We start from the raw sequence: 17,965 nt of genomic DNA, 5'->3' as shown, positions 1-17,965 counted from the left end.
CACCGCGTCGACGAGGCTGTCGGCGCCGAGCTGAACCACGCCCAGTTCACCGACGCCTTCTACGGCCCGGACATCGCGGCCGCGGCCGACGCCGCTCAGCTCACCGCGACGGGCCGCCAGGGGTCCTGCCGCGAGCCGACGGGAACGATGACACGGCCCAGCGGCACCAGCGAGACGGGGATGAGCTTCAGGTTCGCGATCGCCAGCGGGATGCCGATGATCGTCACCGCCAGCGCGATCGCCGTGGCCAGGTGCGCGAGGGCGAGCCACCAGCCCGCGAAGATGATCCAGATGACGTTGCCGATCGTCGACGGCGCCCCGGCGTCGGAGCGCTTCGCCAGCTGACGGCCGAAGGGCCACAGCGAGAAGTCGGCGATGCGGAACGCGGCCAGGCCGAACGGGATGGTGACGATCAGCAGGCAGCAGATGATCCCGGCGACGACGTAGGCGAGTGCCAGCCAGATCCCGCAGAGCAGCAGCCAGATGACGTTGAGCAGGGTACGCATGATCACCGATCCTCCACCGGTTCCGGTCGGATCAGCCTGCCCTCCTTCACCTGCGGGCGCCTCACCCCCGCCGGGTAGTGCCGCCGACCTGTCCTGCCGTGCCGAGCCGGCGGCGCCGAGTTGGCCGGGCCAGGTCGACGCCGCCGGGCGCCGCAGCGGGCGAAGGTGGCCGGACAACACCCGCGGAGGGAGCCTGATGTCGCACGAGAGCTTCATCCAGAAGGTCGCCGAGCGCGCCGGACTGTCGCGTGTCGAGGCCGAGGCGATCGCCCACGCGACGATGCGGACGCTCTCCGAGCGGCTGACCGGCGGCGAGGCCAGGGACCTGGCTGCGCAGCTCCCGCGGTCGTTCTACGAGGACCTGCTGCCGACGGACGAGAAGGCCGACGGCTTCGGGGTCGACGAGTTCCGGCGTCGCGTCGCGGATCGGGCCGGGGTGGACCGGGAGAAGGCCTCGGCGGGGATCGTCGCCGTGCTCGCCGCCATCCGGGACACCGTGACCAGTACCGAATGGCACGACGTGATGAGCCAGCTGGGCAAGGAGTTCGCCCAACTCGTCGAGACCACGGGCTGACCCGGGGATGGGTGCCGGCACCGACCCCGACCTGGGTCGGCCCATCGCCTACCTCGTCCTCGCCGAGGGGACCGCGGTGTACGACCGGCACGCGGAGTGCATCGGCGTCGTGGACCAGGTCCTGGCGGACGAACCGGCCGACCTGTTCCTGGGCCTGATCGTGCACACCACCCCGCTGCCCGGCCGGCACCTCTACGCCCACGCCGACCAGGTGGCCGAGCTCCACGAGCGGGGCGTGCTGCTCGCGGTGGAGCGCGACGACCTGCACCCGCCGCCGGAACCGCGGCGGCAACGGTCCGGCAGGGAGGGCAGCGTTCCGGCGGAGAGGCCGTTGGAGGCCCGGTTGCGGCGGGTCTGGGACCGGATCACGACCCGATGAGGACCGGCGATCCTGCCGGAGGGAGGAACCGGTGATGGACTACGAGCGGTTCATGACGCTCGTCCAGCAGATGACGAAGCTGGACCGCGCGGCCGCGGAACGGGCCGTTCAGGCCACGCTGGCCACCTTGTCCGAGCACCTGTCCAGGGGGGAGGCCGCCGACCTCCTGGGGCGGCTCCCACCAGAGCTACAGGGCTACGTGCACACCACCGGCCCGCGGGGATTCACCCCGGAGGAGTTCATCCGCCGGGTCGCCGAGCGGGAGGGCACCGATCCGCAGACCGCGGAGAAGCACGCCGCGGCCGTGTTCAGCGTGACCCGGATGGCGGTCGGGCCCGACGAGTTCGCCGATGTCCGGGCGCAGCTGGGCGGGGACTACGAGCCGCTGCTGACCGGCCGGTCGGTGCTCGACCCGCTCGAGGCGTTCCTGAGCCGGGTGGCCGAGCGCGCCGGGACCACGACGGAAGAGGCTCGCCGGATCACCGGGGCGGTGCTGGAGACGCTCGCGGAACGGATCGCGCCCGGTGACGCCGACGACCTCGCCGCCTACCTGCCGCTGGCGCTGCACGATGCGCTGCACCGCGGCAAGACCCACCCGGAGCCGCGGATGACGGTGCAGGACTTCGCGTTCCGGGTCGCGGACCGCGCCGGGGTGTCCGTCGAGCAGGCGGCCCGCGAGATCCCTGCGGTGTTCGCCGTCCTGCGCCAGGACGTCGGCGACGAGTTCTTCGACGTGACCGTGCAGCTACCCGAGGACTACCGGCCGCTCGTGGGGGTGGCGCGCGCGCACCACCGGGCGTGATCCGCAGGTCCTCCGGGACGACGGGGCCCCACCGCGGCACGGCCCAGGATCACCGGCATCAGATCGAGGCCCTCGCGCGTGAGGCACGCTGAGCAGGACGAACTACCGGTGGGCGTGGTGCTCGGTGCCCAGCGCGTCGAGCATCCCGTGCAGGTGAGCCGTCGCCAGCTCGATGTCCAGGTATCTGTGCTGCCCCGCCCGCGACTCGGCCGCGAGCACCCCGCACCGATGGACCCGCTCGAAATCGCCGTAGGGGAACTCGTAGCGCTCCTTCGTCTCCTCGCCGTGCTCGTCGTCGATCCCGAGGTGCCACGACGCGTACTCGTCGTAGCCGTGCAGGGCGACGAAGTCGTTCTCCTGGCAGATCAAGGGCCGATGCGCGTCCCACATGTCCCGCCCGTCGATGACGTACGCGCCCGCCGAGACCCGGCGTCGCGCGAGCTCGAACGCGGAGTGGTTCAGCCTGACCGTCATCCCCCAGCTCTACCGCCGCGGCGGCCGCGCGTGACACGGCCCCGCGGGACCAGCACCCGGGGCCGTGTCACCCCTGTGGGGTGATGGACGCTGTCCCGGGCGCCGAAAGGATGCCGGGCACCCCGGGCGGCGCCGCCGCGCGGGGCTCCGGGAGGTCGCCGATGAACCGGTGGAAGCCGCTGATCGCCCTCGGCGCCGCGCAGTTCCTCGTCGTGCTCGACACGTCGGTCATGAACGTCTCGATCAGTCAGCTGGTCGCGGACTTCGACACCACCGTCACCGCGATCCAGGGCGTCATCACCGTCTACACGCTGGTCATGGCCGCGTTCCTGATCACCGGCGGGAAGGTGGGCGACCTGCTCGGGCGGCGCCGCGCCTTCGGTGTCGGGCTCGTGGTCTACGGGGTGGGCTCGGCGCTGACCGCGATCGCCCCGACGCTGGGCGTGCTGGTCCTCGGCTGGTCCATCATCGAGGGGCTCGGCGGGGCGCTGGTGCTGCCGGCGCTGGCCGCGCTCGTCGGCGGGAACTACACCGGCCGCGACCGGGCCGTCGCCTACGGGGTGATCGGCGGGCTGGCCGGGGCGGGGATCGCCGTCGGCCCGTTGCTCGGCGGCTGGGTGACGACCTACCTGACCTGGCGGCTGGTCTTCGCCGGCGAGGTGGTGGTCGTGGTCGCGATCCTCGCGGTGCTCGGCTGGATCAAGGAGGTGCCCGCGACCGCCCCGCACCGCGGCTTCGACGTCGTCGGGGCCGCCCTGTCGGTCGTCGGCCTCGCACTCGTCGTGCTCGGTGTGCTGCAGAGCTCGACGTGGGGCTGGCTGCAGCCGCGCAACCCACCGATCACCGTGCTCGGCTTCTCGCCGACACCGTTCGTCATCGCGGCGGGGCTCGTGGTGCTCGCGCTGTTCCGCCGCTGGCAACGGCATCGGGAGACCCGGGGCCGCGACCCGCTGATCCGGTGGGAGCTGTTCGACATCCCACCCCTGCGGTCCGCGTTGTACACCCTGACCTCGCAGAACCTGATCCTGCTCGGCCTGTTCTTCACGATCCCGCTCTACCTGCAGGTGGTGCAGGGACTCAACGCCTTCGAGACCGGCCTGCGACTGCTTCCGGTCTCGGTCACGATGCTGCTGACGTCGATGAGCGCCCCCGCCCTGGGCCGGATCGCGAGTCCGCGGCAGGTGGTCCGGGTCGGACTGCTCGTGCTCTTCGTCGCGACGCTGTGGCTGACCGCGGCGGTGCGCCCGGAACTCGACGACCTGTCGTTCGGGCTCGCGATGGCCGTGCTCGGGATCGGGATGGGCCTGCTCGCCGGGCAGCTCGGCAACGTCGCCCAGTCCAGCGTCGGGGAGGCCGACCGCAGCGAGGTCGGCGGCCTGCAGTACACCGCTCAGAACTTCGGTTCCTCGCTCGGCACCGCGCTCATCGGCTCGATCCTCATCACCGCACTCACCAAGGCCGCTCAGGCCGGGCTCGCGGCCGACCCGCGGATCTCCGACGCCGTCCGGGCGCAGGTCGGGACCGCGCTCGACGCGGGCATCAACTTCCTGTCCACCGAGCAGGTGCGGGCAGCCCTGACCGCGGCACAGGTGTCTCCGGCGGAGGTCGACGCGCTGGTGGGCACCTACGCCGTGGCTCAGTTGCAGGGGCTCAAGGTCGCGCTGCTCGCGGCGGCGGCGATCGCGCTGCTCAGCTTCCTCGCCACCCGTGGGCTGCCGAGCGCCCGGCCGCCGGCCCCCGAACCCGTGGGCACGGCGCCGTCGCCCCCGGTGACGACCCCCGCCCGGGTTCAGGACCAAAGTCTCTGATCGTGAAGCCGGGCCGGAGCTAGCTTCGGCGACCCGGGGGATCTCGACGGCCGGAAGGGCGCCGGAGCGGAGGTGTTCGTCGGCATGCCGCACATGTCGCCGTCGAAGACGGCGGTGCCACCGCTGCCGACCGGCTTCGTGAGCCGGCCCCGGGTGCTCTCCCTGCTCGACCGGGCGGACCGGGCCGACGTGATGCTGCTCAGCGCCCCCGCCGGGTTCGGGAAGACGACCGCGCTGGCGGAGTGGACGCTGGCATCCGACAGCCGGTACACCCGATGGCTCTGCCTCGACGAGGACGACAACGATCCGACCCGGCTCCGGTCCGGTCTGCTGGCCGCGCTGGCCGGCTGCCCGGGCGTGCCCGCCGACAGCCCGCTGTACGAGGACGCGTCCGGGCGGCCTGGGGACCGTCCCGAGTTCATGGGGGACATCGTCGAGGCGGTCGGGGCGGCCGCGATGGAGCTGCGCCTGGTGCTGGACGACGTCGACGAGATCGTCGAGGCGCGGGCGCTGCGCGGGCTGCGCACCCTGCTGCGCCACCGGCCGGCGAACCTGCACATCGTGATGGCCGGCCGGCGCGACCCACCGCTCGCGCTGCCCAAGCTCCACCTGGAGGGCCGGTTGTCCGAGCTGCGGGCCGACGACCTGCGCTTCTCGTGGGCCGAGACCGCCGCGCTGCTCACGGCGGCCGGCGTGGCCGCTCGTCCCGAACAGATCGACACGCTGAACGCGCTGTGCGACGGCTGGGCGGCCGGGCTCCGGCTGGCGGCGCTGTCGATGCAGCAGGCCGCTGACACCGCCTCCTTCGTCTCCACCTTCGCCGCCGACGATCGGCCGCTGGCCGACTACCTGGTGGGCGAGGTGCTGTCCCACCTCACGCCCGACGAGCAGCACCTGCTGAGCGTCACCAGCGTCTGTGACGGGCTCTCCCCGGAACTGGCGGCCGAGCTGACCGGGCGCGACGACGCGGGCGAACTGCTGGACGCGCTCGCCCGGTCGACCTCGCTCGTCGTCCGGGGCCCTCCACCCCGCTCCGACGTCTACCGCACCCGGACCCTGCTGCGGTCGTACCTGCGGGCGTACATGGACCGGCAACGCCCCACCCTCGTGGCCGACCTGGACGGGCGGGCCGCCGACTGGTGGGCCGACCGCGAACAGCCGGTGCGGGCCCTCGAGCACGCCGCCCGGGGCGGTGGCGCCGCCCGCCTGCGGGAGATGCTGCACCGGTTCGGCGTACCGCTGCTGCTGTCGGGTGACCACCGGCCGCTGCGGCGCGCGCTCGACCGGCTCGCGGACACATCATCCGACCAGGACCCGTGGGCGGCCCTGACCTCCGCGCTGGTCCACCTCGAGGCCGGCGAGCTGACCGCAGCGCACCACGACCTCCTCGTCGCCGATGCCCGCTGGCCCGACGACGGTCCCGCGGAGCTGGTCGTGCTGCGGATCGTCGCCGACTTCGATGTCGCGGTCTCCTCCGGTGAGTTGAGCCGGGCGAAGGATGCGGCCCAGGAGCTCGACGGCGTCTCGGCCACCGATCCCGCCGTCGCGGCCCTGGCCCACCTGACCCGGGCCTCGGCCTGCCTGCTGTCGGTCGGCGGCCGCACCGACGTGCGGGCCGAGCTCGCTGCGGCCCTCGAGCTGGCCCGTTCGCGCGGTTTCGGTTACCTGGAGCTGCAGTGCCAGGCCCAGATCGGCGCCGTCGCCGGGCTGGACGGCGACTACCGGGCGATGGCCGCGGCCGGCGAGAAGGCGGCCGTCATCGCGGGCGCGCACGGCTGGCAGGACTCGGTCTGGTCGCGGGCCGCCCACCTCATGCTCGGTGACGCGGCGCTGTACCGGGCCGAACCCGCCCTGGCCCTCCGCCACTCCGCGCAGGCAGCGGGACCGGACGGGCCCGCCGGACCCGCGCTGGGCCATGCCGTCGGCGTGCTCCGGGGCGCCGCCCTGTTCGATCTCGGTGAGCAGGCCGCCGGGCTCCGCGAGATGCAGCAGGCCCGGCTCGATCTCGGCGTCGTGTACGTCGCTCCCGAGCAGGCCGCCGCCGCGGCGCTGCTCGAGCATCGCGCCGCGTTGCTGCTGGGTCACGCCGCGGCCGCGTCGACCGTCCTGAGCTGGGTGAGCGAGCGGCTCGGGATCCCCGGCGAGATGCTGCTCATGCGAGCGTGGGTCGAGGCCGCGGCCGGGAACCACGGTGCAGCCCGGGAACGGATGGGCCCGCTGCTCACCGGCGCGATGGAACCGCTGCTGCCGCACACGGTCGTCGAGGCGCTGGTGCTGGAGAGCCGGCTGGCCGCCCTCGCCGGTGACCGCCCGGCCGCCCGACGGGCCCTGCACGCCGCGCTCGACCAGGCCGAGCCGATCGACGCACTGCGCCCGTTCGCCCTCGCCGGGCCCGAGGTGCGCGAGCTGCTCGTGCACGCGCTCGGCAGCTTCGGGACCCTGGAGCCGTTCGCCGCCCGGGCGATCGCCGCGCCGTGGCCGGCACCGGACCGGCCGGGGACGGTGCTCAGCGACCGCGAGCTGACGGTGCTGTCGCTGCTGCCCTCCCTGCTCTCGCTCGACGAGATCGCCGCCGACCTCGCCATCTCGATCAACACGGTGAAGTCGCACATCCGGGCCATCTACGCCAAGCTCGGGGTGAGCAGCCGGCGCAGTGCCGTGGTGGCCGCCTACGAACAACGGCTGCTGCCGCTCGTCTCGCGCTGACCGCTCGGCCGGTCCGTCACCGCTCGGTCGCCTCGGCACCGGCGAGGGGCGGCGCGGCCGGCGCCACCGGTGCCGGTTCCTCGTCGCCGGCCGGTGTCGGAGGCTCCGTCGCCTGAGCCCGGCGCGGGGCGCGCACCAGCGCATCAACCCACGCCGCCTGCGGGTCGGTGTCCACCAGCACCGCCTTGACCAGCAGGGTCATCGGGATGGCGAGCAGGGCGCCGAGCCCGCCGAGCACCCAGGCCCAGAACACGAGCGCGACGAAGGTCATCGTGGTCGACAGGCCGACCGAGTCGCCGACGAACCGGGGCTGGATCAATGACTGCACCACGAAGTTCAGCACGCAGTAGACCACGATCACCCACACCATGAGCTGCCAGCCGCCGGAGAGCAACGCGAGCAGCGCGGGCGGGATGACACCGATGACGAACCCGACGTTGGGGATGTAGTTGGTGATGAACGCCAGCAGGCCCCACAGCACCGGCAGCGGGACTCCCAGCAGTGCCAGCGCGACGGTGTCGAGCACCGCGACGATCAGGCCGAAGACCGTGCTGACCACGAAGTAGCTGCGGGTGCCGCGGGCGAAGTCCACGAGGGCGGCGGCGACCGGCGCCCGGTCGCGGGCGATCGCGGCGAGCCGGGCCGGCATCCCGCTGGTCTCCACGCTGAGGAACAGCAGCAGCGCCAGCAGGAACACCACGCTGGTCAGCACACCCGACACGCTCGAGAGCAGCGACCCGACGATCCCGGCCAGCCGGTTGAGGTCGGCCGAGCCCGCCGTCGCCCGCGCGTGCGCCGGATCGACACCCAGCTTCTGCAGCTGGGCGGTGACGCCTCTGAGCAGCGCCTCCGCCTGGTCCGCGTAGGTCGGCAACAGGGTGGCCAGCTGGGCGACCGAGATCACGACGACGAGCACCAGCGCCAGGATCACGGCGTAGACCGCGACGACCAAGGTCAGGGTCGACAGCCACCCCGGCCAGCCGTGACGTCGCGCCCACGCCTGGAGCGGACTGACCGCGATGACGATGACCAACGCCAGGAACACCGGTCCGATCAACCAGGCCGTGGCCTTCATGCCGCCGACGACCACCACAGCGGCGGCCGCGCCCAGCAGGATGACCAGCCCACGTGGTAGGGGGGACAGGGGGACGACCGGTACCGTGTCACCGACGGTGGCGGGGCCCGGCGTGGTCATGGTGGCCATCCGGCGGACGGTATTCGCACCGGTGCCGTCGGGCCTCACCCACGACGGGCGGTCCGGGTGGTCCCGGCAGCGCCGGGATCGGACTACAGGTCGCTCTGCGCGGTGATCCGGCCGTCCTTGATCGCATCGACGAACCGACCGTGGTCGCGGTCGTTCTGGTCGGCGTAGGCCTGCGAGAAGGTCGCGACGGCCCGGTCGAACGCGTCCCCGCTACCGAGGTAGGCGGCGATGGCGATGCGGTCACCGGTCCGCGCGTGCGCCCGGGCCAGCGTCCAGCCGCACAGTTCGCCGTAGGTGCGCAGGCCGGCCGGGAGCATCTCACCGATCTCCACCGACAGCTTCCAGTCCCGCAGTTGGCGGACGTAGTAGTCGCGGGTCTTCCCGTCGGGCCCGTCGATGCGCTGCCAACCCAGGAAGATGTCGCTCGCGGCCTGCATCAGCCGCTGCCCGGTGACGACCCGGTGCCCGGCGTTGTCGAACCCGCCCGCCCCCAGGAATCCCTCGAGCACGGCGGGCACGGCCTCCTTGACCTGCAGGAACAGCGGGTCCTGCTCGTCGCGGCCGAGCATCAGCACGATCCAGCACCGGGTGCCGACACTGCCCACGCCGACCACCTTGCGTGCCAGGTCCACCGGACGGTACTGCTCGACGAGCGCCCGCCGGTCGTGCTGCAGCGAGCGCCGGTAGCCGTCCAGCAGCCCGTAGATCTGGCTCTCCAGCCGACTGCGCTCCGCCTCTCCGGGGAACAGGTCGGTGACCGGGACGATGAGCGGCGGGTCGGCGATGATCCGGGGCCCGCCGTCGGCCTCCGCGGTGAGCTTGGCCATGGCCTGCACGTTGTCGCGGGTCCGGGCCTTCGCCATCTCCTGCGACAACCGCCGCCGCCCGCGGGGCCGCAGCCGGCTGCCCAGCTGCGCCTGCAGCTGCGCCAAGTCCGCCCGGGCGTACCAGACGTCGAGGTGGCGCCGGCCGGCGAAGTCGCGCATCGCGCGCCGGTAGGACGCAACGCAGGCCTGGACGACGGTACGGCGTTCCTTGGTGGCGAGGCCGTTGTCCCGGCCGGCGATCTCGATGCTCGCGGCGAGGCGCTTGACATCCCACTCCCACGGCCCGGGGAGGGTCTCGTCGAAGTCGTTGAGGTCGAACAGCAGCCGCCGCTCCGGGGAGCCGAACGCGCCGAAGTTGGACAGGTGCGCGTCCCCGCAGAGCTGGACGACGAGACCCGAGAGCGGGGTGCCCGACAGGTCGCTCGCCATCACCAACGCGGCGCCCCGGTAGAAGGTGAACGGAGAGACCGCCATCCGGCCGTAACGGATCGGGACCAGCTCCGGCACCCGGGCTGCCGATTGGCTCTCCAACAACGCCACCGGGTCGGGCCGGGACGGTCCCGGGTCGTACACCGCGTGGCTGCTGCGGGGCACCGTCGATCGCGCGCGCCGGCCCAGTGCGGCGCGCTCCTGCGGGGTCAGGTGCGGCCGGACCTCGATCTTCCGAGTCCGCCGGCGGGTGGTCGCCTGCTCGGTCATCCCAGGGCACCTCCGTGGCTCTCCCGAGGCTCTCCCGAGGCTCCTCCGTGGCTCCCCGCCTCGTCGGGATCGGCCACCCTCCCCCACCGGCCGCACCGGTCGCATCATCCGGGCCGGGTGATGGCGCTCGTGCGGCGCGGCGGCCACCCTGTCGGCGCGGGCGAGGAGGTCGAGATGCACGCAGCCGGACCCGCCGATCCCGGCGCGCTCCTGCGCAGTCGCGGTTACCTGCAGCTACTCGTCCTCGCGGCGGTCCTCGGCATCCCGATCTCGGCCGTGGCATACGGCTTCCTGGCGCTGGTGTCCGCCGGACAGCGCTGGGTGTACGCCACCCTGCCCGGCGCCCTGGGCCTCGGCCCGGCGCCGCTGTGGTGGCCCGTCGTGCCGTTGCTGGTCGGCGGGGCGCTGGTCGGGTCCGTCATCCGCTACCTGCCCGGCAGGGGCGGGCACTCCCCCGCCGATGGCTTCCGCTCCGGCGGTGCGCCCGAGCCCGGCGAGCTGCCCGGTGTCGCGGCGGCCGCCTTCGTGACCCTGGTCGCCGGCGCCGTGCTCGGGCCGGAGGCACCGCTGATCGCTCTGGGCGGCGGACTCGCGGTGCTGGTGATCCGGCTGGTCCGGCGGGGCGCCGCGGCGGCGTCCACCCACGTCGTCGCGGCGGCGGGCAGCTTCGCGTCCATCAGCACGCTACTGGGGTCGCCGCTGCTCGGCGCGTTCCTGCTGATGGAGGCGGCCGGGATCGGCGGGGCCGCCCTCCAGCTCGTCCTGCTCCCGGGGCTGCTGGCCGCGGGTGTCGGCTCGCTGATCTTCATCGGGCTGGGCTCGCTCACCGGACTGGGCACGTTCTCGCTGGCGCTGCCCGATCTGCCGCCGTTCGCCCGTCCCGACGTTGTCATGTTCGGCTGGGCGATCGCCATCGGCGCCGCCGCCGCGGTCGCCGGGACCGCGATCTCGCGGCTCGCCCGGCTGGCGCGCCCGCACATCGAGCGGCGGATCCTGCTGCTCACCCCTGTCGTGGGCGTGTTCGTGGCGGGTTGTGCGGTCCTGTACGCGGGCGTCACCGGCAAGAACTGGTCGGACGTACTGTTCTCCGGGCAGGACCAGCTGGCCCCGCTGATCGCCGGGCAGGGCGGCTACACCGTCGGTGCACTCCTGCTGCTGCTCGTCTGCAAGGGCCTCGCCTACAGCGCCTCGCTGGCGGCCTTCCGGGGCGGCCCGGTGTTCCCGGCGATGTTCCTGGGCGCGGCGGGCGGCGTCGCCCTGTCCCACCTGCCGGGGTTGCCGCTCGCCGCCGGCGTGGCCGTCGGGATCGGGGCGATGTGCGCCGCGATGCTACGGCTGCCGCTGACCTCGGTGCTGCTGGCCACCCTGCTGCTCGGGGCCGACGGGCTCGCGGTCATGCCGCTGGTGATCGTCGGCGTCGTCGTCGCGCACGTCGTCACGGCGCGCCTCGCACCGCTCGACCGGTCGGCGGCGACGCAGCCGGCTGCTGAGCCCGCTCCCGGACGTGCTCCTCGGCGGTGACGCCGCCCGGGATGCGCGGCGTCGTGCCGTCACACCGGCAGCTCCCGGGAATCACCCCGGGCGGATGACGCTGCACCCCGCGGCCGCGGCGGATGCTGACCCGCCGGCGACCGCAAGGAGGACTCTCATGGTCGGGCGAGACGGGGCGCGCAACGCCGATCGGGGAGACGCCGTGAGCACTCCCGCCGGTCCCACCGGCCGGCAACGGGTCGCGGCCGCGGTTGCGCTGCTTGCGGCGCTCGCCGCGATCGTGACCGCCGTCGTCGTGGGGATCATCCGGTTCCCGGAGGGCCTGGGCGTGCTGGGGTGTGTCGCGATCGCGCTGGTGGCGGCGTGGTTCGGCGTCGTGCGCCGCGGCTGGCAGCGCATCACCGGGCTGACCGTGGCGGTGCTCGCCCTCGCCGCCACCGCACTGCTCCTGATCAGGAACGACGGGTGGCCGTACCTGCTGGTGATCGTCGCGGGCATCGCGATCTGGCACGCCGCGGGACGGGTGGCGTTCCGGGTGCACGTGCACCGGCCCGCCGCGCCCCGGCCGGACCGGCCGGTCCTGTTCGTGAACCCGCGATCGGGTGGCGGGAAGGCGACCCAGGTGGGACTGGCCGCCGAGGCGGCGAACCGCGGGATGCGGACGGTCGAACTGCACCCCGGCGACGACCTCGAGGAACTCGTCCGCACCGCGGTGGCGCAGGGGGCCGACGGCCTCGCGATGGCCGGTGGGGACGGCTCGCAGGCCATCGTCGCGGCGGTGGCCGCGCAGCACGGGCTGCCCTACGCGTGCATCCCGGCCGGCACCCGCAACCACTTCGCCCTCGACCTCGGGGTGGACCGCAACGACGTCGTCGGCGCCCTGGACGCCTTCGTCGACGGTGGCGAGCAACTGGTCGACCTCGGCGAGGTCAACGGGCGGGTGTTCGTCAACAACGTGTCGATGGGGCTCTACGCGGAGGCCGTGCAGAGCGCCGGGTACCGGAACGCGAAGGTCCGCACGCTGCTCGGCACCGCACCGGCCGTCCTCGGACCGAGCGGTTCGGAGCTGGACCTGCGCTGGCGCGGGCCGGACGGGCTGGCGCACCGCTCGGCCGCCGTCATCCTGGTCTCAAACAACCAGTACCGGCTCGGCGGCTCGATCGGGTCGGGCACCCGCCCGCGGATCGACGACGGGATGCTCGGGATCGCCGTCGTGCCGGCCCGCGAGGCCGGGTCCGGCTCCGGGCCCGGCCGGTGGACGCACTGGTCGGCACCGGTGTTCGAGGTCGACTCCGACCACCCGGTCCCGCTCGGCATCGACGGTGAGGCGGTGGTCCTCGCCCCGCCGATCCGGTTCGGCATCCGGCCGCAGGTGCTCCGTGTGCGTCTTGCTCCGCACCATCCTGGGGCCTCACCGTCCGCGATGCAGCCCGAGGGGCCCGGGCAGGGTCTGCTGGCGCTGGCCGGGATCGCGGCCGGCCGGTCCCCCGCGGCCCGCGGCCGGGCCGAACAGCGCGCTGAGCCGGTGGGGAGCGAGGACACCGAGGGTGTGGGCTGAGGGATGGTCATGGCCGTACCGTTCATCGGCGCCGTCACGCCGGGCCGCCGGAAGCTGATCGGGTGGGCGCTGGCGCGGTCGCTGAGCAGTACCACCGCGCTGGTCGTCGTCTACTACCTGCTGCCCCTCGACGAGACCGCCACCGTGACGACGCTGGTCCAGCTGCTGATCGGCCTGATCGTGGTCGGTGCGTTCGGGGTGTGGCAGGTCCGGTCGATCGTGCGGGCCAGCTACCCCGGGCTGCGGGCCGTGGAGACCCTCGCCACGGCCGTCCCGCTGTACCTGCTGCTGTTCGCCGCGGCCTACTACCTGCTCGCGCAGACCGAGCCGTCGTCCTTCACCCAGCCGCTCACCCGTACCGACACCCTCTATTTCACCGTGACCGTCTTCGCCACCGTCGGGTTCGGCGACATCGCCCCGGCGTCCCAGGTGGCGCGTGTGGTCACGACCTTCCAAATGGTCGCCAACCTGGTCGTCGTCGGGCTGCTGCTGCGGGCCGTGCTCGGCGCGGTGCAGGCGGGCCGCAGCCGCCTCGACGCCGCCGGCCGGCCCCCGGACGGCGGTCCCGGGCCAGCCGGTGGTGGGTAGGTCCCGCCGATCAGGCTTCGGCCTCGGCGAAGGCCTCCCGGAGCTGCTGCTCCTGGGCGCCGGACAGGTTGGTGTGCACGAGTTCGGCGTCGGTGCCGCGGAAGGCTTCCAGCACCTTGTCCGTGACGGCGTGCGAGGTGAGGGCGAACAGGGCCGAGGTTCCGGGGGTGACCTTCTCCCGGACGTCCCTGACGAAGTCGTCGTCGATGCCGACGTCGGACATCGAGCCGGTCAGCGCACCCACGGCGGCGCCGACGGCGAGGCCGAGCAGCGGAACGAAGAAGATCAGCCCGAACAGCAGCCCCCAGAAGCTGCCGCCGAGCGCTCCGACCCCCGCCAGGTTGTGCAGCTGTTCGGTCTTCGGCCTCTTCCGGCCCTCCGGCCAGCGCACCACGGCGGCGTCGTTGACCTGGATCAGCTCCTCCTTCTGCAGCCGCTCCAGGATGTTCAGGGCGTTGTCCGCGCCCTGTGCCGTCGGGAACTTCCACACCGTCAGGGTGGCCATGCCTTACCTCCAGCAGTCGACAGCGTGCGGGTCTCTCGATACGGGGACTGTGCTGATCCGGGCCGACACCCGGCATCACCCGCGGTGGATGAGCCCGTCGGACCGGCGGTGCGGGGGCGATCGCGGCCGGGATCGCCGCCCGGCCGACCGGGCGGGCTCGACGAAACGGCGCCGGACGTGACCGACCCGCGAACGGTCCGACCGGTCGCGGGTCCGCGCCCGGGCGCGCCGTCGGCGGCTCAGTAGCCGGCGGCGCGGCTCTTCAGTTCACCGCCGTGCACCGTCAACGCGTAGATCACGAGCACGTCGAGCGCGATCATGATCGAGGACCAGAAGGGCTGCGCGGCCAGGAAGCCGATGTTGACGACGGCGCTCAGGCCGGCGAGGACGACCGCGACGACGCGCGCCCAGGTCTGCCCGGCGAGCAACGCGAAGCCGGCCACCGCGAGCAGGACACCCCCGATCAGGTGCAGCCAGCCCCAGCTGTTGTAGCTGACGCTCACCACGAGATTGGTCTCCGGGACCAGGTAGACCGTCTCCCGGAACAGGGCCACGAGGCCGGCGATCGCGTGGAAGACGCCGACCATGATCATCAAGACCGCGGCGAAGACGGCCCATCCCGTCCAGGCGGTCGGCGCCGGAGCGGCCCTCGACGCTGCGGACGACGCGGTGCCGGCGCGCGTCCCGGAGCCCACCGGCGCGGTTCTTGCGGAATCGGTCATCGGTCCGTACCCCTCTCCGTACCACCCGTATACCGGCCCCACGTCAGGCGGGACCGGGCACGGACGAAGCCTGCGCCGTTCCGCCGGGCCCTGCCTCACCCGCGGGGGATGAGAGGCCGGGCCCCGACGGAACCGGGTCGGCGGAGCCTTGGAGCAGGGTCAGCACCGGGTCGTCGCGCCACCCGGGTGGCGTCGACGACGCCGGCGGGATCGTCGGACGCGAGGGTCCGGTCGGCGGCCCGCACGTACTCGCGGTTGCGGTTCGTCATGTTGCGCATGCGGATGACGTCGGGAAACCGGCCGACCGCATTCATGCCGACCGCCTTCATGTCGCCGACGCCGGTCAGGAAGATCAGCTGGACGCCGTTGGCCACGGCGACCTTGCGCTGCATGTCCTCCCCGCCCGACCACTTGCGCATGCGCTCAACCGACACCCGTTCCAGCGCGAACGTCGTCGACGGCTGCGGGCCGACCTCGAGGAACCGTTGCCCGGCCCAGTCCCCCAGCGTGTCGGGTAGCTCCGACAGCGCCTGCGCCCGGGCCAGCGACCTGAGCGCCTGGCGGACCATCCCGGTCATCGCCGTGACGACGACCGACTCGTGCTCCTCGAGCTCGGCGAGCCGCTCGCGCAGGTTGGCCGCGAACACGTCGAGGTCGTCGGCGAGCCCGGCCGCGACGGGCTCCAGCTCCGTCACGACGTCGGCGACCCGGAACCGGTCGCGGACCTCCGGCTTGACCCCCGCGAACCGGTCGGCCCCGGCCCACAGCACGATCCGGCGGGCCAGCTCGTCCACGGCCCGGTCCTGGCGGCGGGTCCCGGCCGCGGTCGTGTCGAGACGGTCCCGGCCTCCTCGACGGCCTCGCGGGCCTCCTCGAGCGTGCCCCCGAAGGGGCGCTCGACGTCGGTGATCGCGGTCTCCGCGGCATCGCAGCCACGACCTCCGGCACCGATCCCGTCTGCATGACTCGAACATACGTGCGGACACCGACAGTTCCGCGCCGGATCCGCGGTGATCACGGAAGAGACCTGGACGAGTTCGCTCCCGCGAATTCCCGAACCGCCGAGGTCCTCCGGCTTCACTCCTCCTGCTCGTCCCACTCCCGGTCGTAGCGGTCGGCGGCCTCGGTGCGCTCGCGCGCGATCTCCAGCGCCCGGGCGGCGGTCTCCTTGTCGGGATAGGGACCGAGCCGGTCGGCGGCGCGGCAGCCCTCAGCCGGCTCGACCGTGTGGTGATTCAGGCAGTAGAACCATTGCTCGTCGCTCATGGTTCAGAGCCTGGCATCGATCGCCCCTCGTCGACAGTGCCGGACGTCCGTGGTGGACGGACCGACGCCCATGTCGACCTTCGTCCTGGTGCACGGCGCATGGGGTGGCTCCTACGGCTTCCGCAAGCTCCGGGCGCTGCTGCGCGCCGCGGACCACGAGGTCCGCTGCGCCTGACCTGCATCCGGGCCACCGCCGGCCCGAACGGCGCGGCGTTCGAGGCCCCCGCGTTGCGCGCACGCACCTCCCCGGCCCGGAACCACCACGAGATCGCCACCAGCCACCTGGTCGCGGAGAACCGTCCGGAGGAGCTCGCCGATCTGCTGCTGGCACTCGATCGCTGACCGGTTGGAAGCTGAACCCGATCGCCCGCAGCTGCTCCCGGCACCACCCCGTCACCGACCTCGACCGTGCGGTGCACGGTGAGCAGCAGGTCGGGGAAGGCGGTCACGGTGACACTGCAGAACGGCCGGGCCGGCCGCGGCCGGGTCCATCGAGGCCTGCCCCGCCGGCGGCAGCACCTCGATCTCGGCGGCGTCGGACGCGAGCAGCGCGAACGCGGCGTGGAGGTCTCGACCGGGGGCTGCGCCGACGGTGTCCGGCGATGTGATCGGGAAACTATGAGCGCTCCGACCTGCGGGTCAGCCCCATTCCTGCGACCGGGGCCGCCTCCTCCCGGAGTTTGGCGGTCCCCGGAAACGTCATCCTCTCGTGGTGGAACAACGACGCCTGGGCGCATGGGAGCGGGAGATCCCGGTCGTAGGGCTGGGCACCTGGCGGCGGCTGGAGGACGCGGCGAGAGCCGGCGAGCACATCCCGGTCATCACCACCGCGCTGGACGCCGGGGTGCAGTTCGTCGACTCCTCGCCCATGTACGGCCGCGCCGAGAAACTGCTCGCCGACGCGCTCGGCGACCGGCGACCGGACGTCGTGGTGGCCGACAAGATCTGGACCGACTCCGCCGAGGAGGGCCGCCGCCAACTCGAGCGGGCCCTGGCCTACTTCGGCGGCCGCGTGGAGGTCATGCAGATCCACAACCTGGTGGCCTGGCAGGATCATCTGCGCACGCTGGCGGAGGCCCGGGAGGCCGGAAAGATCGACCTGATCGGCGCGACGCACTGGTCGGCAGCGGCCTTCGGGGAGTTGGAGACGGTGCTCAAGGCTGAGCAGGTCTCCACCGTGCAGATCCCGTACAACCCGTTCGAGCGGGAGGTCGAGAAACGGATCCTGCCGCTCGCCGCGGACCTCGGTCTCGGCGTCATCGTGATGCGCCCGTTCGGCCAGGGCGAGCTGCTGGAGGCCGACCCGGGCGACGAGGCCATCGGTTTCCTGCAGGACTTCGGAGTCCGGACCTGGGCGCAGGTCCTGCTCAAATGGGTTCTCAGCGATCCCCGTTGCCAGGTGGCCATCCCGGCCACCTCCCGGCCCGGGCGGGTCCGGGAGAACGTCGCAGCCGGATCGCCGCCGTGGTTCGGACCTGAGGAGCGCGAGACCGTGGCCCGGCTCGCCGCCCTGCGGCGCAGGCGCTGACCGGTGAGGGCGACCCGGCCGGACGCCCTCGTGGAACGGGCCCTCCCAGAACGGACGCCGCCCCGCGATGAGGACGGCGTCCGCACCGCACGAGTGATCGGGCTACCAAGCGTGCACACTGCGCCGCGTTGGTCGGTCTCGGCGGCCGCATACGAGAGTCGTCTGCGGACGCAGGCCCGCGGCGCTGAGCCTTGTCGCGGCGTGCTCCGCGTGGGTACCCGATGCTCCTCGTGCTGGGAACATCGACGGGGAGGACGGACCTTCTCCGCCGATCCGGCCTTGGCCTGTCGAAGCTCCGTAGCAGAGTTCTACTCCGCGATCGCGCGCG

Annotated in this window: 17 protein-coding genes; 9 read left to right on the top strand and 8 right to left on the bottom strand. The window is 73.1% G+C overall.

Translation table 11 applies throughout. From position 1 onward, the window contains the following. Positions 1–95: 95 nt before the first annotated feature. Complete coding sequence (locus tag HF519_RS12015) at positions 96–506, bottom strand: YccF domain-containing protein (protein WP_169412994.1); 411 nt, start codon at positions 504–506, stop codon at positions 96–98. 196 nt (positions 507–702) lie between these two features. Here HF519_RS12015 and HF519_RS12010 point away from each other — a divergent pair, with 196 nt between their 5' ends. From HF519_RS12010 to HF519_RS12000, 3 genes are read left to right on the top strand one after another with little or no spacing between them, the layout of a single operon-like run. Further along, a complete protein-coding gene (locus HF519_RS12010) occupies positions 703–1,080 on the top strand; it encodes a DUF2267 domain-containing protein (protein ID WP_169412993.1) in 378 nt (125 codons plus the stop codon). Positions 1,081–1,087: 7 nt separating this feature from the next. Further along, entirely contained in the window at positions 1,088–1,459 is a 372-nt protein-coding gene (locus HF519_RS12005) for a PRC-barrel domain containing protein (protein ID WP_169412992.1), read from the top strand. 34 nt (positions 1,460–1,493) lie between these two features. Continuing rightward, positions 1,494–2,261: a DUF2267 domain-containing protein gene (locus tag HF519_RS12000; protein ID WP_169412991.1), complete on the top strand. Its 768-nt coding sequence runs from the start codon at positions 1,494–1,496 to the stop codon at positions 2,259–2,261. Positions 2,262–2,363: 102 nt separating this feature from the next. Here the strand turns inward: HF519_RS12000 and HF519_RS11995 are convergent, their stop codons facing one another. Next, positions 2,364–2,735, bottom strand: a complete 372-nt coding sequence (locus tag HF519_RS11995) for a hypothetical protein (protein ID WP_169412990.1) — start codon at positions 2,733–2,735, stop codon at positions 2,364–2,366. A gap of 161 nt (positions 2,736–2,896) precedes the next feature. Here HF519_RS11995 and HF519_RS11990 point away from each other — a divergent pair, with 161 nt between their 5' ends. Together HF519_RS11990 and HF519_RS11985 are read left to right on the top strand one after the other, a co-directional pair. Next, positions 2,897–4,543 (top strand): MFS transporter, encoded by a 1,647-nt coding sequence (locus HF519_RS11990; RefSeq protein WP_169412989.1) that lies wholly within the window; start codon positions 2,897–2,899, stop codon positions 4,541–4,543. Between the two features lie 84 nt (positions 4,544–4,627). Continuing rightward, positions 4,628–7,249: a winged helix-turn-helix domain-containing protein gene (locus tag HF519_RS11985; RefSeq protein WP_169412988.1), complete on the top strand. Its 2,622-nt coding sequence runs from the start codon at positions 4,628–4,630 to the stop codon at positions 7,247–7,249. Positions 7,250–7,265: 16 nt separating this feature from the next. Here the strand turns inward: HF519_RS11985 and HF519_RS11980 are convergent, their stop codons facing one another. Together HF519_RS11980 and HF519_RS11975 are read right to left on the bottom strand one after the other, a co-directional pair. Then, positions 7,266–8,444, bottom strand: coding sequence for an AI-2E family transporter (locus HF519_RS11980; protein ID WP_169413012.1), 1,179 nt, complete (start codon positions 8,442–8,444; stop codon positions 7,266–7,268). A gap of 92 nt (positions 8,445–8,536) precedes the next feature. Next, positions 8,537–9,979 (bottom strand): DUF2252 domain-containing protein, encoded by a 1,443-nt coding sequence (locus HF519_RS11975; protein WP_169412987.1) that lies wholly within the window; start codon positions 9,977–9,979, stop codon positions 8,537–8,539. Between the two features lie 174 nt (positions 9,980–10,153). Here HF519_RS11975 and HF519_RS11970 point away from each other — a divergent pair, with 174 nt between their 5' ends. The 3 genes from HF519_RS11970 to HF519_RS11960 all read left to right on the top strand — a co-directional run bounded on the left by HF519_RS11970 (position 10,154) and on the right by HF519_RS11960 (position 13,616). Beyond that, positions 10,154–11,500, top strand: a complete 1,347-nt coding sequence (locus tag HF519_RS11970; RefSeq protein ID WP_169412986.1) for a chloride channel protein — start codon at positions 10,154–10,156, stop codon at positions 11,498–11,500. Positions 11,501–11,672: 172 nt separating this feature from the next. After that, complete coding sequence (locus tag HF519_RS11965; RefSeq protein WP_312860059.1) at positions 11,673–13,028, top strand: diacylglycerol/lipid kinase family protein; 1,356 nt, start codon at positions 11,673–11,675, stop codon at positions 13,026–13,028. Positions 13,029–13,037: 9 nt separating this feature from the next. Further along, the gene (locus HF519_RS11960) at positions 13,038–13,616 is read left to right on the top strand and encodes a potassium channel family protein (RefSeq protein ID WP_169412984.1); all 579 of its coding nucleotides are present in this window, start codon (positions 13,038–13,040) and stop codon (positions 13,614–13,616) included. A 10-nt stretch (positions 13,617–13,626) separates the two neighbouring features. Here HF519_RS11960 and HF519_RS11955 read toward each other — a convergent pair whose 3' ends face one another. From HF519_RS11955 to HF519_RS11940, 4 genes are all read right to left on the bottom strand, one after another. Next, positions 13,627–14,121, bottom strand: a complete 495-nt coding sequence (locus tag HF519_RS11955) for a DUF1269 domain-containing protein (RefSeq protein WP_169412983.1) — start codon at positions 14,119–14,121, stop codon at positions 13,627–13,629. Between the two features lie 239 nt (positions 14,122–14,360). Then, positions 14,361–14,843, bottom strand: a complete 483-nt coding sequence (locus HF519_RS11950) for a DUF7144 family membrane protein (RefSeq protein WP_211169908.1) — start codon at positions 14,841–14,843, stop codon at positions 14,361–14,363. Between the two features lie 95 nt (positions 14,844–14,938). Beyond that, on the bottom strand, positions 14,939–15,637 hold the full coding sequence (locus tag HF519_RS11945; protein WP_169412982.1) for a hypothetical protein: 699 nt from the start codon (positions 15,635–15,637) through the stop codon (positions 14,939–14,941). A gap of 283 nt (positions 15,638–15,920) precedes the next feature. After that, positions 15,921–16,109, bottom strand: a complete 189-nt coding sequence (locus HF519_RS11940) for a hypothetical protein (protein WP_169412981.1) — start codon at positions 16,107–16,109, stop codon at positions 15,921–15,923. A 712-nt stretch (positions 16,110–16,821) separates the two neighbouring features. Here HF519_RS11940 and HF519_RS11935 point away from each other — a divergent pair. After that, complete coding sequence (locus HF519_RS11935; protein WP_169412980.1) at positions 16,822–17,637, top strand: aldo/keto reductase; 816 nt, start codon at positions 16,822–16,824, stop codon at positions 17,635–17,637. The last annotated feature ends 328 nt before the right edge of the window (positions 17,638–17,965 follow it).

Source organism: Pseudonocardia bannensis (assembly GCF_012911875.1).
GTDB lineage: Bacteria > Actinomycetota > Actinomycetes > Mycobacteriales > Pseudonocardiaceae > Pseudonocardia > Pseudonocardia bannensis.
This window is presented reverse-complemented; position numbering and strand designations above follow the sequence as displayed.